General features: G+C 69.5%; 15 protein-coding genes. 11 read left to right on the top strand and 4 right to left on the bottom strand.

Going from position 1 to position 13323, the window contains the following annotated elements:
* Positions 1-5: 5 nt before the first annotated feature.
* Both KIP79_RS04930 and KIP79_RS04925 read left to right on the top strand, forming a co-directional pair.
* Entirely contained in the window at positions 6-2033 is a 2028-nt protein-coding gene (locus tag KIP79_RS04930) for a sensor histidine kinase (protein WP_214103435.1), read from the top strand.
* Entirely contained in the window at positions 2030-2371 is a 342-nt protein-coding gene (locus tag KIP79_RS04925; RefSeq protein ID WP_214103434.1) for a DUF742 domain-containing protein, read from the top strand. The genes KIP79_RS04930 and KIP79_RS04925 overlap by 4 nt, the downstream gene beginning before the upstream one ends.
* Here the strand turns inward: KIP79_RS04925 and KIP79_RS04920 are convergent.
* Positions 2368-2733: a hypothetical protein gene (locus KIP79_RS04920; protein WP_214103433.1), complete on the bottom strand. Its 366-nt coding sequence runs from the start codon at positions 2731-2733 to the stop codon at positions 2368-2370. The genes KIP79_RS04925 and KIP79_RS04920 overlap by 4 nt on opposite strands.
* A 297-nt stretch (positions 2734-3030) precedes the next feature.
* Between KIP79_RS04920 and KIP79_RS04915 the strand changes: the two genes are divergently transcribed.
* The 4 genes from KIP79_RS04915 to KIP79_RS04900 all read left to right on the top strand — a co-directional run bounded on the left by KIP79_RS04915 (position 3031) and on the right by KIP79_RS04900 (position 7822).
* Positions 3031-5541, top strand: coding sequence for a pectate lyase-like domain-containing protein (locus KIP79_RS04915; RefSeq protein WP_308169568.1), 2511 nt, complete (start codon positions 3031-3033; stop codon positions 5539-5541).
* A gap of 409 nt (positions 5542-5950) precedes the next feature.
* Positions 5951-6517, top strand: coding sequence for a hypothetical protein (locus KIP79_RS04910; RefSeq protein ID WP_214103431.1), 567 nt, complete (start codon positions 5951-5953; stop codon positions 6515-6517).
* Between the two features lie 58 nt (positions 6518-6575).
* The gene (locus KIP79_RS04905; protein ID WP_250212652.1) at positions 6576-6914 is read left to right on the top strand and encodes a PadR family transcriptional regulator; all 339 of its coding nucleotides are present in this window, start codon (positions 6576-6578) and stop codon (positions 6912-6914) included.
* Entirely contained in the window at positions 6911-7822 is a 912-nt protein-coding gene (locus tag KIP79_RS04900) for an HD domain-containing protein (RefSeq protein ID WP_214103430.1), read from the top strand. The genes KIP79_RS04905 and KIP79_RS04900 overlap by 4 nt, the downstream gene beginning before the upstream one ends.
* On the opposite strand, the gene KIP79_RS04895 is transcribed toward KIP79_RS04900, so the two are convergent.
* Complete coding sequence (locus KIP79_RS04895) at positions 7814-8209, bottom strand: VOC family protein (protein WP_214103429.1); 396 nt, start codon at positions 8207-8209, stop codon at positions 7814-7816. The genes KIP79_RS04900 and KIP79_RS04895 overlap by 9 nt on opposite strands.
* Before the next feature lie 146 nt (positions 8210-8355).
* The gene (locus tag KIP79_RS04890) at positions 8356-9171 is read right to left on the bottom strand and encodes a hypothetical protein (protein ID WP_214103428.1); all 816 of its coding nucleotides are present in this window, start codon (positions 9169-9171) and stop codon (positions 8356-8358) included.
* A 436-nt stretch (positions 9172-9607) separates the two neighbouring features.
* Between KIP79_RS04890 and KIP79_RS04885 the strand changes: the two genes are divergently transcribed.
* The 5 genes from KIP79_RS04885 to KIP79_RS04865 are packed head-to-tail and all read left to right on the top strand — an operon-like array spanning position 9608 to position 12729.
* Positions 9608-9784, top strand: a complete 177-nt coding sequence (locus KIP79_RS04885) for a hypothetical protein (RefSeq protein WP_214103427.1) — start codon at positions 9608-9610, stop codon at positions 9782-9784.
* Between the two features lie 20 nt (positions 9785-9804).
* The gene (locus KIP79_RS04880; RefSeq protein ID WP_214103426.1) at positions 9805-10104 is read left to right on the top strand and encodes a hypothetical protein; all 300 of its coding nucleotides are present in this window, start codon (positions 9805-9807) and stop codon (positions 10102-10104) included.
* Between the two features lie 40 nt (positions 10105-10144).
* Positions 10145-10891 carry an SAM-dependent methyltransferase gene (locus KIP79_RS04875; protein ID WP_214103425.1) on the top strand — a complete coding sequence of 249 codons (747 nt, stop codon included), beginning with the start codon at positions 10145-10147 and terminating at the stop codon, positions 10889-10891.
* A 51-nt stretch (positions 10892-10942) separates the two neighbouring features.
* Positions 10943-12076 carry a sensor histidine kinase gene (locus KIP79_RS04870; RefSeq protein ID WP_308169567.1) on the top strand — a complete coding sequence of 378 codons (1134 nt, stop codon included), beginning with the start codon at positions 10943-10945 and terminating at the stop codon, positions 12074-12076.
* Positions 12073-12729 (top strand): response regulator, encoded by a 657-nt coding sequence (locus KIP79_RS04865; protein ID WP_214103424.1) that lies wholly within the window; start codon positions 12073-12075, stop codon positions 12727-12729. Before KIP79_RS04870 ends, KIP79_RS04865 begins: the two co-directional genes overlap by 4 nt.
* Here the strand turns inward: KIP79_RS04865 and KIP79_RS04860 are convergent.
* On the bottom strand, positions 12726-13280 hold the full coding sequence (locus tag KIP79_RS04860) for a DUF2306 domain-containing protein (protein ID WP_308169566.1): 555 nt from the start codon (positions 13278-13280) through the stop codon (positions 12726-12728). The genes KIP79_RS04865 and KIP79_RS04860 overlap by 4 nt on opposite strands.
* Positions 13281-13323: the final 43 nt, after the last annotated feature.

Raw genomic sequence — 13323 nt, 5'->3', positions numbered from 1 at the left:
GTCCCATGGCTGGCCGCAAACGTTCCGTCCGCGTCAAGATCTTCGCCATCCTCCTGGTCCCGGTCATCGCGTTGACCGTCATCTGGGGGTTCGCCGCCGCCATCAGCGTGCAGACCGGACTGGAGTACGTGCGCATCGGCACGGTCCAGGAGCACGTCGTGTCCCGCGCCCGGACGGTGCTGACCGAGCTGCAGAACGAGCGCATGCACTCGCTCTCCTACCTGGGCAACACCTCGCCCTTCCGGGCGGACCTGGACACCCAGCAGCAGACCACCGACGCGGCGGCCAAGGCGCTGGAGGCGGGCGTGGCCGAGGCGGAGAGCGCCACGCCGCCCGCCATGGCCGAGCGGGTGCGCGAGCTGCTCGACCAGCTGGCCCGGCTGGACACGCTGCGCAGCCAGGTGGAGAACCGGGAGATCTCCCGGCTGGACGCGCTGGAGGAGTACAGCTCGCTCGCCGAGTTGGGGTTCCAGGTCTACGATCGCCTGATGATCTCCCCGGACCTGGACCTGGTTTCCCAGACCAAGGCGATCATCCTGGTGGACCGCGGCCGCGAGATCATCAGCCAGCAGTCGGCGCTGCTCGCCGGGACCATCGGCGCCGGGCGCATGACCGAGCGGGAGCGGGTGGCCTTCGCCGACTTGGTGGGCAAGCGCAGGCTCCTCTACCAGCTGGGCGTCAACCAGCTGGACAGCGAGCTGCGCCTCCCGTACGCGGGACTCAACGCCGCCCCGATCTACGCCGACTACCTGGCCCTGGAGCAGAGCGCCGCCGAGCCCACGGTCCGCACCCCGGCCTTCGAGACGGCCAAGTGGCAGACCACCGTCGCCGCCATCTCCATCACCCTGGACAAGCTCGCCGGGGAGACCACCGCGAAGATCAACGCGCGGGCGGAACCACTGGCCCAGGTCGTCTTCTGGCGGGTCGGGCTGATCGGCGGCCTCGGCCTGATCGCCGTCGCGGTGAGCGTCTTCTTCTCCTTCCGGTTCGCCCGCAAGCTCACCGCCGACCTGGCCGGGCTCCGGCACAGCGCGCTCGAACTGGCCGACCGGCGGCTGCCCGACATCGTGCGGCGGCTGCGCGGCGGGGAGGACGTGGACGTCACGGCCGAGACCCCGCCGCTGGCCGTGGCCAGGGACAGCGCCGAGATCGACGGCGTCGGCGAGGCGTTCGACTCGGTACGGCGCACCGCCGTACAGGCCGCGGTCGGCCAGGCCCGGCTGCGCAAGGGCGTCGGCCTGGTCTTCCTCAACCTGGCCCGACGCAACCAGTCGCTGCTCCACCGCCAGTTGGACCTGCTGGACGGGCTGGAGCGGCAGGTGCGGGACCCGGCCGTGCTGGACCAGCTGTTCGCCGTGGACCACCTGACCACCCGCATGCGGCGGCACGCGGAAGGTCTGATCACCCTGTCCGGCGCCACCCCCGGGCGCGGCTGGCGCGACCCGGTCTCCCTCTACGACGTGGTCCGGGCCGCCGTGGAGGAGGTCGAGGACTACCTGCGGGTGAGCGTCAACGTGCCGCAGGAGATAGCGCTGGCCGGTCCGGCCGTGACCGACGTCATCCACCTGGTGGCGGAACTCGTGGAGAACGCCACCATCTTCTCCCCGCCCAACACCCAGGTGCTGGTCCGGGGCGAGCTGGTGGCCCGGGGGTTCGTGCTGGAGGTCGAGGACCGGGGCCTGGGCATATCCGCCGAGGAGCTGGCCCACCTCAACCACCGGCTGACCGACCCGCCGGAGTTCGACCTGGCCGACAGCGACCGGCTCGGCCTCTTCGTGGTCGGGCGGCTCGCGCAGCGCCACCAGATCCGGGTGTCGCTGCGGCCCTCCCCGTACGGCGGGACCACCGCGATCGTGCTGCTGCCCAAGGAAATCGTGGTGGAGGGCGTCGCGGAGCCGTACACGGTGGAGCAGATCGTCTCACCGCAGCCCGCGCTCGCGCCCGTGCCCGGGTCGGGCGGCGCCGGACTGCCCCGGCGGGTGAAGCAGGCCAGCATGGCCCCGCAGCTGCGTACGCCGGGGGACCAGTCGTGAGCGAGGAGCGTCCCCTGCTCCGGCCGTACACGCTCACCCGGGGACGGACCCGGGTGAGCGGGCCGGACTTCGACCTGGTCACCATCGTGCGGGCGCTGCCCGCCAGCAACGTGGTGGGGCTGCCGCCCGAGCAGCTGCGCATCCTGCGGGCCTGCCAGGTGCCGGCCTCGGTCGCCGACATCGCCTCCGACGTGGGGCTCTCACTGAACGTGGTGCGCATTCTCCTGGGCGACCTGCGGGAGCAGAAGCTGATCGCGGCCCGGCCGCCGGCCACGGTGGCGCAACTGCCGGAGGAGCGCGTCCTGCGCGAGGTCATCCAGGGGCTGAACGCGCTCTAACCGGTTATCGCCTGGGACAGGTGCCAGCGGGCGGGCTGGAGTAGCTGGTCGACGTAACGGTCCAACACGGCCGCCGGGTCCGTGGTCTCGACGTCGGGGAGGCGGAGCAGGTCGTCGTCCAGGGTGATCGCGGCGCCGGCCGTCCAGCGGTGGTCCTCGCCGGGGCGCAGGGTCACCTCGAAGACCATCTCCCGGCCGTCGGGGAGGCGGAACCACATGCCCAGCCGTACCGCGCCGACCAGGTCGGTGATGGTCTCCCAGCGTCGCAGGTCCGGCAGGAAGTCGAGGTAGAGCTCCCGGCCCGCCTCGTTGAAGCGCGCGGCGGCGGACATCAGCGCGGGTAACAGGTTGTTCTCGGGCATTGCCGGTCCTCGGGGGGAAGCACAGGGATCGGGCGCACCCAGCGTAACGCCCATAGATCGAAATATCTGGCCTTGTGGGGTCGGCCCAGCTGGCGGGGTTACCGGGGCTGCTCACGGAACGTGAACGAAAGGGGGGCCCTTGACGGGGATGTTCCGGATAAGTTAAATCAAGGATCGAAATAAGTTTTGATTTACGGCCTGTCGTAAGTCGGACTTGGACCTTCCACCCCCCTTCCGTTTGTGGAGACCAGCATGAGAGGTCTGTCCAGAACTGCCGCGTTATTCACCGCATCCGCGGTGGTGGTAGCGGCCCTGATCGCCTTACCGGCCAGCCCCGCCTTCGCCGACACGCTGGTGTCGCAGGGCAAGACGGCCACCGCCTCCTCCGTCGAGAACGCCGGTTTCCCGGCCGCGAACGCGGTCGACGGCAACACCGGCACCCGGTGGTCCAGCGCCCACACCGGCAACGAGTGGCTCCAGGTGGACCTGGGTTCGTCGCAGTCGCTCACCCGCGTGATCCTGAACTGGGAGGCCGCGTACGCCACCGCGTACAAGATCCAATGTTCCGCCAACGGGACCACCTGGACCGACCTGAAGAGCGTCACCGGGCGTACCGGCGGGATCGAGACCTGGGACGTGACCGGCACCTGCCGGTACGTCCGCATGCTCGGCGTCACCCGGGCGACCGGCTACGGCTACTCGCTCTGGGAGTTCCAGGTCTACGCCGACACCGGCCCCACCGACCCCGGCCCCTGCCCGACCACCAACGCCGCGCTGAACAAGACGGCCACCGCCTCCTCCCTCCAGGGCGCCGGCTTCCCCGCCTCCGCGGCCTTCGACGGCAACACCGGAACCCGGTGGTCGAGCGCGGCCAGCGACCCCCAGTGGCTCCAGGTGGACCTCGGCTCCTCGCAGACCGTCTGCAACATCGGCCTGAACTGGGAGGCCGCCTACGCCAGCGCCTTCCAGCTCCAGGTCTCCGACAACGGCACCACCTGGACCACCCTGAAGTCGGTGACCGGGTCCACCGGCGGCGTACAGTCCCATGACGTGTCCGGCACCGGCCGGTACGTCCGGATGTACGGCACCGCCCGCGGCACCGGCTACGGCTACTCGCTCTGGGAGATGACCGTCCGCACCACCGGCGGCCCGACCGTCCCCGGCGGCGGCGACCTCGGCCCGAACGTGCACGTCTTCGACCCGAGCATGTCCAGCGCCAGCATCCAGTCCGCCCTGGACACGGTCTTCACCCAGCAGGAGTCGGCCCAGTTCGGCACCGGACGGCACGCGTTCCTGTTCAAGCCCGGCACCTACAACGTCAACGCCAAGGTCGGCTTCTACACCTCCATCTACGGCCTCGGCCAGAACCCCGACGACGTCACCATCAACGGCGGCGTGACCGTGGACGCGGGCTGGTTCGGCGGCAACGCCACCCAGAACTTCTGGCGCTCCACCGAGAACCTGTCCATCACCCCGACCGGCGGCGAGAACCGCTGGGCGGTCTCCCAGGCCGCGCCGTTCCGGCGCATGCACATCCGCGGCAACCTCAACCTGGCGCCCACCGGGTACGGCTGGGCCAGCGGCGGCTACATCGCGGACAGCAAGATCGACGGCAGCGTGGGCCCGTACTCGCAGCAGCAGTGGTACACCCGGGAAAGCACCATCGGCGGCTGGGTCAACGGCGTCTGGAACATGGTCTTCTCCGGCGTCGTCGGCGCGCCCGCCAACTCCTTCCCCGAGCCCGTCTACACCACCCTGCAGAACACCCCGATCGCCCGCGAGAAGCCGTACCTGTACGTCGACTCCGGCGGCAACTACCGGGTCTTCGTGCCCTCGCTGCGGACCAACGCGCGCGGCCACAGCTGGGCGAACGGCCCCACCCCCGGCACCTCGCTCCCGCTGACCGACTTCTACGTGGCCAAGCCCACCGACACCGCGGCCACCATCAACGCGGCACTCGCCCAGGGCCTCAACCTGCTGCTCACCCCGGGCATCTACCACGTCAACGCGCCCATCAACGTCACCCGGGCCAACACCGTCGTGCTCGGCCTCGGCCTGGCCACCATCATCCCCGACAACGCCGCCACGGCCATCAAGGTGGCGGACGTGGACGGGGTCAAGCTGGCCGGCTTCCTGATCGACGCCGGTCCGCAGAAGTCCGATGTCCTGATCGAGGTCGGCCCCGCCAACGCCAGCGCCGACCACGCGGCCAACCCGACCTCCCTCCAGGACGTGTTCGTCCGCATCGGCGGCGCCTTCGCCGGCAACGCCACCACCAGCGTCGTGGTCAACAGCGACGACGTGATCATCGACCACACCTGGCTGTGGCGCGGCGACCACGGCGAGGGCATCGGCTGGAACGTCAACACCGCCGAGACCGGCCTCATCGTGAACGGCGACGACGTGCTGGCCACCGGCCTGTTCGTCGAGCACTACCGCAAGTACGACGTCGAGTGGTACGGCGAGCGGGGCCGGACCATCTTCTTCCAGAACGAGAAGGCCTACGACCCGCCGAACCAGGCCGCCTACATGAACGGCACCGTCAAGGGCTGGGCCGCCTACAAGGTCGGCCCCAACGTGAACGTCCACGAAGGCTGGGGCCTGGGCAGCTACTGCTACTTCAACGTCGACCCCACCATCCAGGTCGACCGCGTCTTCGAGGTCCCCATCAAGGCCGGCGTGAAGTTCCACAGCCTCCTGGCCGTCTCCCTCGGCGGCAACGGCATCATCAACCACGTAATCAACGACACCGGCGGCCCCGCCCAGGGCACCGCCACCATCCCCGCCAAGGTGGTCTCCTACCCCTGACGGGCATAGCCACCTAAACCAGCCGTGGGCCTCTGGGGAGGCCCACGGCTTTCCATTCCTTGTACGGCCCTTTTGGTTTGTGGGAATTGAGGGTTTGAGGGCGCTAGGTTGTGGGTGGGTGTGCGACTGGAAGGGGTATGGGGTGTCTGGTCCCGCTTGTCGGTTATATGTGTTAGTGGCTGCTCAAGCGCCTGTTGCGTTGATTGTTCGGCGGGGGCCGAGTAACTGGTGGCATCTGCTTCGGTGGGATTTGGAGGGGCGGACGGTTGAGTCGGGGGCGTGGTTTGGTGGGACCTTGTATCCTCGCCGGTCCGATATTTCCCCCGATGGGAAGTTATTTGGGTATTTCGCGCTGGGGCCGGGGGACGCGCCGTGGCACTCGTATTTCGCGGTTTCCCAGGCGCCCTGGTTGACCGCGCTCACCGCCTGGCAGACCTATGGCACGTACACGACCGGCTGCCGGTTCCAATCCAACGGTGAGTTGACGATCATCGGATCGATGAACAACCAGCCTTTCCACGGCAGCTACCCCCACGCGACCACAGTCGAGCCCATGCACACCAACTGGATCCGCCGCGACCTCCAGAACGAACTAAAACGCGGCTGGCGCCCCCTATCGGACCCGCCCACCGGAATCACCACGGAACCCGACGCGGTCATCATCCAACGCCGCCAGCCCGGCGCCCGGGGTGCGTCCCTGATCCTGGTCCACCAGGGCGTCGACTTCCAACGCCCCAGCATCGAAGGCGTACAGCTCGAATACTTCCGCCAGGACCGCGACGGCACCCTGACCCCACTCCCCGAAGCGGCCTGGGCCGACTGGGACCACCACGGCCGCCTCCTCCTCGCCAACCGCGACGGCACGATAGCCATCCACGAACGCCGCAAGGAAACCTGGACCCCAACCTGGTCCGAAGATCTCAACCCTCTGGAGCCTGCCCCCGGCCCCGCCCCAGACTGGGCGAAGACCTGGTAACCCAGCTCTCACTCCGCAGCGACATCCTCCTGCTCACGGGCTATATAGAGTCCGAGCTATGTCGCCCAACCAACGCATCACCGTACAAACCCAAGCGGTGCTCCGGGTCTTCCTGACCGACCCCACCCGCCAGTGGTACGGCCTGGAGATCAGCGACACCACCGAACCACCCCTGGCCACCGGCACGATCTACCCCATCCTGGCCCGGCTGGAAGGACTCGGCTGGGTGACGAGCACCTGGGAGCCCGCCGGCACCGACCACGGCCGCCCGCCACGCCGCTACTACACCCTCACCGGCGAGGGCGCCACCCAGGCCCCCGCCGCGATCGCCGCCACGTACCACTCCCGCCGCCAGCGACTCCCCGCCTGGCTCACCCCCCACCTGGACCCGGCATGATCGAACCGATCCTGGGCACCCTGCCACCCGCCCAGCGCGACCTCCTGGAACGCGCCTACGCCGTGGCCGCCTACTGGCACCGCGGCCAGCGACGCCACAGCGGCGAGCCGTACATCACCCACCCGGTGGCCGTCGCCACCGCCACCGCCGAACTCAGCCTGGGCCTCGAACTCCGCTGCGCGGCCCTGCTGCACGACCTGCTGGAAGACACCGACTGCCCCGAATCCACCCTCACCGAGGAGTTCGGCGAGGAGATCACCACCATCCTCCGCCACCTGCGGCACCTGGAATCGGACTGGCCGACCAGCGCCCCGGAGAACGTCCTGATCCTCAAGCTCCTGGACCGCCTTCACAACCAGCGCACGATCCAGCACCTGCCGCCCGAGAAGCGTCGCAGCAAATCCCACGAGACCCTGGCCGTGTTCGCCCCGCTCGCCGACCGCCTCGGCCTTCCGTCCATCCGGGAAGAGCTCGAAACCCTCGCACGCACCACCCTCACGGCCGACCTGGACGAGGCCGCGCATTCGCCGAACCGGGTCCTGCGTATCGGCGCATTCCTTCTCCCTCCGGCCACCCGCCAACGCTGGCTGGCCGAATGGCACGCCGACCTGCGCACCCTCCCCGACCGCCGCAGCCGGTCACGCTTCACCCTCCGGCTCCTGCTCCACATGCCGAAAATGGCCGCGACCCTCTACCGCGTCCATCCCCCGGCCGGCGGCCGCGCCCGTTCTCTCCTGCGCTGGATCCTCGCCTCCGACCTTCGCGCCTGGACCGCGCTCACCCCGCTGCTCATCTGGATGGCCATCGAAACCGCCGCCACCAACCTGACCGACGCGGTCGTCCTGATCATCACTGTGCCGCCCGTCCTGGCGGCCGGGATCAGAGCCCTACGCAGCCGCCTACGCTGACCCCAGTTCCTCGAACAACGTCAGCTGGACCCCCGCCGCGCCCTGCAACCGCGCATTCAACGACCCCCACGGCGTACGCGTCGGCTCCGCCACCACCTCGGCCCCTGCCGCGACGAGTTCCCCGGTCACCCGCACGGTGTCAGCCACCTCGAAGGCCAGCCGGATATGCGGCGCCACCCGCCGCCCCACCTCAACCCGATCGATGAATTCCGCCTGCCGCGCATCAATGATCTCCAGCGTCGCCCGCCCTCCGTCGAGCAACCGCACCCGCCCCTCCTCGGACGAGAAATCCGCCAGCTCCCCCATCCCCAGCACATCCCGATAAAACCGCAGCGCCGCCTCATAATCCTCGGCAGTCACCACAACCCGAAGCTCCCGAACACCCATGCGCCCATGCTAGAAGCCCGTCCAGACATCGCACGAGACCCGATCGGATGACCTACCGAGCGGAAATAGCCATTTCCAGACTTTTCTCCCCATCCAGAAATCCATTCCATCCTCAACCATATTCGAGTCAAAAGCCCTGGACACCCTCAAAGGTCGGCGCTGACGATGAAAGTCGCGTGGACGGGCCGGAGGGCGGCTTCGACCTGGAGGAAGGCGCGGAAGAAGATGACGCAGGGTTTTCCGGAGCGTTTGTGGCCGAGGGCCAGGGATCTGGCGGCGTTGTGGAGGGGCGGGCCGGCGAGGCGGAGGGTGGCGGCCTGTTCGACCTTGCCGGTGGCCTTGCCGCGATAGAAGGCGGCCATGGAGAGGAGGTCCTTCCTGTCGCAGGCGTCCTCAGGTTTGATGGCGGCCTCGCAGGCGAGCAGGATGGCGGCCTGGTAGGCGGCGTTGGCGTCACCCATCGCGGCCCGCCGGAGGATGGCGGCCCCACTCCGCCCCCAGGCGCGCGGCATGCGGAAGCCGACCGCCGGAAGCGGCTCCATCCGTACTTCTTGGACAGTGGGCTCCAGAATGTCACCGGGCGTCCAGCGCGGGGAGGCGACGTACCCGGGCGCGCTGCCGGTCTCGGCTTTGGCGGCCTTCCAGAGGGCGCCGAACTCCGCCATGAGCTCGCTGGGCGGCGGGACGTCCAGGTCGTTCTGTACGGCGATGCGGTGACAGACGGCCACGAAGGTGTGGAAGAACTGCCAGTCGGGCAGCCTGGACTTGCCGCTCAGGTACTCCGACACGGTGGAGGTGGGCAGGCGCTTCCAGGCGTCCTCCACCCCCGCGCGCTGCTTCTCGTCGATGAGGTCGCCCGCCACCCGTTCGATCGTGGCCAGGGTGGGGTGGCCCGCGTCCAGGTGGAGACGCTGGGCCAGCTCAAGTAGGCGGTGCTGACAGTGCCGGCTCGCTTCGCTCATGGCCAGGTCCATCCCGGGTCGCGACCACAACGGTCAGACGGCGAGTGAACCGGAGACCCACTGGGCCCGTACTCCCCATCAACCCCACCGGCACATCCGGTGTCACAGGTGAGGCTAGCCGCTCCCCCCACCCCCTGCACCATTAAATCCAAATTTCATCATTTACCCCGACATCGGAGTCGATATCGCGATAAATCCGCGCCAGTTCGAGGGCATCCGGGCCCGTCCGGGGATGTCCGGCTACGTCCGGAGGCATCCACGGAATGGGGAAGATAATCCGGATTCGGGGGATGTGTGGACCGCGCCATCACCCGCCTGGTAGAAACATCGCCAGTCACCCCGCGACGCCCTCACGAGCGTATTCTCGCGCATCCACGGAAGCAATTGTCATGCGCGACCCGTCGCGGAATTCCCCGGACGAAGAGAGCCTGCGATCGTGTCCCGAATAACGTCATTAACCATCGCCGGCCTGGTCTCGGCCGTGCTGGCGCTCTGCTGCTACATCCTCAGTGTGCACTCCGGCATGCCCCCGTCCGCGGCCGTCCTCGCGGCCGGCGGGGCCTTTCTCGCGGTCGCCACGCTCACCGTAATGATCCTCGAATACCTGCGATAACCCTGAAAGAAAGGACCATTGTGATCATCACGCGGCTCCGCCTCTCGGAGGTCTACCCGCGACTGGCCGCCAACATCGTCACCCTGCTCGACACCGACCCCCTGGCGGCGACCGTCGGCGATCTCCCCTATTTCGGCAGATGCACCTGCACGCCCACCTGCCCCACCCTGCTGACCGCGCCCCAAGGCGCCCAGGGCCCGGCCGTACGCACCCTCGAACGCGAGGGAGTCGACGTCATCTGGCTCGGCCTCGACCCGGGCAGAACCTCGATCGCCGGCATCGAGGTGCTGGACGACGCCGAACTCACCACCCTCCGCTAGTGTCTGGTGCACCGCCGGACGATAGGACACATTGAGGCGCATGGATCGCCAGTTCATCAGCCATCTCGCCCACCGCGACCACCCTGTCGCCGCCCCGGTCTCCGGTGCGCACATAACCCGGCTGCTCCGCCGGGCCAGACTCGCGGAGGGGGCGCGCATCCTTGACCTGGGCTGCGGCGAAGCCGCCTGGACACTGCGCGCGCTGGCGCTCTACCACGACGCCACCGCCGACGGCGTGGACATCTCCGCCGAAGGGCTCAAGTCGGCCGAACAGGCGGCGGACGCGCAGGGCGTCTGGGAACGCATCCGGCTGCACGAGACGCCGGCCGCCGACTTCCCGGTGGCGGAGCAGTACGACCTGGTGCTCTGCGTCGGGGCGACCCACGCGTTCGGCGGGCTGCTGCCGACGGCCGAACACGTCCGGCGTTACCTGCGCCCCGGCGGGCTGGCGATGATCGGCGAAGCCTTCTGGGAACGCGAGCCCACCCCGGAGGCGCTCGCCCGGCTGGGCGCCGAACCCGACGACTACCGCGACCTGCCCGGCACGGTGGCCCTCGCGGAGTCCGCCGGTTTCACCACCGTCTACGCGTACACCAGCGACCTGTCGGAATGGGATGAGTACGAGTGGTCCTGGACCGGCACCCTGCTCCGCTGGGCCAACGAGAACCCGGGCCCGGACGCCGCCGTCGCCCGCGCGGCGGCCCTGGAACACCGGGACATGTGGCTCCACGGCTACCGCGGCGTCCTCGGCTTCGTTACCCTGCTGCTTCAGAGGACATCCGCGTAAGTTTGGCGGTCACCCCCGGGATGGCCGAGGATCGCAACGTACCATGACGTCGTGCACGGCCTCATTCGCTCCGTGTGGCACGAGCCCCGTCCCCCCGGCGCCCCGCGGCGGGTGTGGCGGGACTGGGTGCTGGTGGGAGTGCTGATACCGGTCGCGCTGCTCGAAGGGGTGGTGCGGCCCGACCTGCCGTCGCGGGTGCTCTCGGTGGTCCTCGCGGTCGGGTTGACGCCCACCTTGCTGTGGCGGCGGACCAAGCCGTTGCCGATGGTCGTGATCGCGTTCGGCGCCTCTGGACTGGGCCAGGTGCTGGCGGGCGGCGTGTCGCCCGAGCTGAACACCATGGTCTACCTGCTCCTGCTGCCGTACGCGCTGTTCCGGTGGGGGTCGGGGCGCGAGGCGGTCATCGGGCTGGCGATCATCCTGGCCAAGGCCGCGAGCTCCGTGATCTTCGACTATCCCGGCCCGGCCGACACGGCCGCCGCCTTCGCCGTCGTGCTCACGGTGACGGCGGTGGGCGCCGCGTTCCGCTACCGGGCCCGGGCCCGTACGCGCGAACTCGACCAGGCCAAACTGCTCGAACGGGAGCAACTGGCCCGGGACCTGCACGACACCGTGGCCCACCACGTCTCGGCCATGGCGATCCGCGCCCAGGCGGGCCTGGCCACGGCGGCCTCGCGGCCCGACGCCGCCACCGAGGCGCTCAAGGTGATCGAGGCCGAAGCGGCCCTGGCCCTCGCCGAGATGCGCGCCATGGTGCACGTCCTGCGCCGGAACGAGCCCGCCGACATGACCCCCGGCCGGGGCCTCGCCGATCTCTCCCAGCTCGAAAGCGGGGGACCCTCCGGCCCGTCCGTCCAGGTGGAGGTCGCGGACGACGTCGCCGGGCTCTCCCCTTCGGTGGAGGCCGCGATCTACCGTCTCGCCCAGGAGTCGGTCACCAACGCCCGGCGGCATGCGCGACACGCCACCCGCGTCCAGATACGGGTCATCGCCGACGGCACCTCCATACAACTGGACGTGGACGACGACGGCGATCCCGTACGCCCGGCCGGATCCCCCGGATACGGGATCACCGGCATGATCGAGCGCGCCGAACTGCTCGGCGGCACCTGTGTGGCCGGCCCCAACCCTGACCGGGGGTGGCGCGTCACCGCCGTGCTGCCCCGTGCCGGGGTGGCCACATGAGCATCCGGGTGCTGGTCGCCGACGACCAGGAGATCGTCCGTACCGGGCTGGCGATGATCCTCGACGCGCAGCCGGACATCGAGGTGGTCGGCGAGGCCCCCGACGGGCGGCGGGCCGTCGAACTCGCCCAGCGGCTCCGCCCCGACGTCTGCCTGTTCGACATCCGGATGCCCGTCCTGAACGGCATCGAGGCCACCCGCCTGCTCGCCGGCCCCGCCGTCGCCGACCCGCTCGCCGTCGTGGTCATCACCACCTTCGACCTCGACGAGTACGTCTACGCGGCCCTGCGCGCCGGGGCCCGGGGGTTCCTGCTCAAGAACGCGGGGGCGGAACTGCTCTCCCAGGCCGTGCACGCCGCGGCCGGCGGCGACGCCCTGATCGCGCCGAGCGTGACCGCCCGCCTGCTCAACGCCTTCGCCCACGCCGGGCCCGCCTCGCCGTCGGCCCCTCCCTTCGAGGCGCTCACCGATCGGGAGGAGCAGATTCTGGTGACCGTGGCCCGGGGGCGTACCAACAGTGAGATCGCCGATGAACTGCACATCTCGCTGAGCACCGTGAAAACGCACATCGCCAGCCTGATGGCCAAGCTCGGTGCCCGGAACCGCGTGGAAATCGCCATGTGGGCGTACGAGACGCGCCGGGTGCGGCACTAACGCCTGCGGATGATCCATTCCGCCACGGCCAGGTTGATCACCCATCCGGCGGCCATGAGCAGGCCTCGGGCGAACTCGCCGGGGGTCCCTACCAGGACGAAATAGGGAACGTGGGTGAACGCCTGGGTGCCGGCGCCCATGCCGATCGCGTACGCGCGGATCATCCAGGCGCGGTGGCGCAGGATCTCGCGCCGCCGGATCGCGGCGAACCCGAGCACCAGGGAGACCGTCATCGCCGTGCCGAACACGAGCCGGAACACCTCGACGAGATCACCGTCGCCCACGGGACGGGGGTAGTACACGGCCATCCACAGGCCGGTGAGCGCGGTGACCAGTCCGCAGACCACCAGAAGCCGCCCCGCCGCGCGGTGCCAGCCCGGCCTGCGGCGGCGGAACCCCGCCGCGAACTGGAAGGCGCCCAGGATGCCGTAGCAGGAGGCGCCGACGATGTGCAGCACCACGGGGATGGGCACCGCGAAGAATCGCGCGTTCTCCGGCGTGATCGCCGCGCCACCGGCCAGTTGCCCCAGGCGGGCCGCGCCGGCGATCACCGGTACGAGGCTGAGAATGATCAGGCCGGCGGGTACTGCCCAT

It is taken from the genome of Acrocarpospora catenulata (genome assembly GCF_018476525.1).
Lineage (GTDB): Bacteria > Actinomycetota > Actinomycetes > Streptosporangiales > Streptosporangiaceae > Acrocarpospora > Acrocarpospora catenulata.
Note: the sequence above shows the minus strand (reverse complement) of the source record. Positions and strands in the feature narration are given on the sequence as shown.

What these genes read in the sequence shown, in the direction of transcription:
- KIP79_RS04930 (WP_214103435.1), top strand. Translation starts at nt 6, where the DNA reads ATGGCTGGCCGCAAACGTTCCGTCCGCGTCAAGATCTTCGCCATCCTC.
- KIP79_RS04920 (WP_214103433.1), bottom strand. Translation starts at nt 2,733, where the DNA reads ATGCCCGAGAACAACCTGTTACCCGCGCTGATGTCCGCCGCCGCGCGC.
- KIP79_RS04905 (WP_250212652.1), top strand. Translation starts at nt 6,576, where the DNA reads ATGTCGCCCAACCAACGCATCACCGTACAAACCCAAGCGGTGCTCCGG.
- KIP79_RS04900 (WP_214103430.1), top strand. Translation starts at nt 6,911, where the DNA reads ATGATCGAACCGATCCTGGGCACCCTGCCACCCGCCCAGCGCGACCTC.
- KIP79_RS04895 (WP_214103429.1), bottom strand. Translation starts at nt 8,209, where the DNA reads ATGGGTGTTCGGGAGCTTCGGGTTGTGGTGACTGCCGAGGATTATGAG.
- KIP79_RS04890 (WP_214103428.1), bottom strand. Translation starts at nt 9,171, where the DNA reads ATGAGCGAAGCGAGCCGGCACTGTCAGCACCGCCTACTTGAGCTGGCC.
- KIP79_RS04875 (WP_214103425.1), top strand. Translation starts at nt 10,145, where the DNA reads ATGGATCGCCAGTTCATCAGCCATCTCGCCCACCGCGACCACCCTGTC.
- KIP79_RS04865 (WP_214103424.1), top strand. Translation starts at nt 12,073, where the DNA reads ATGAGCATCCGGGTGCTGGTCGCCGACGACCAGGAGATCGTCCGTACC.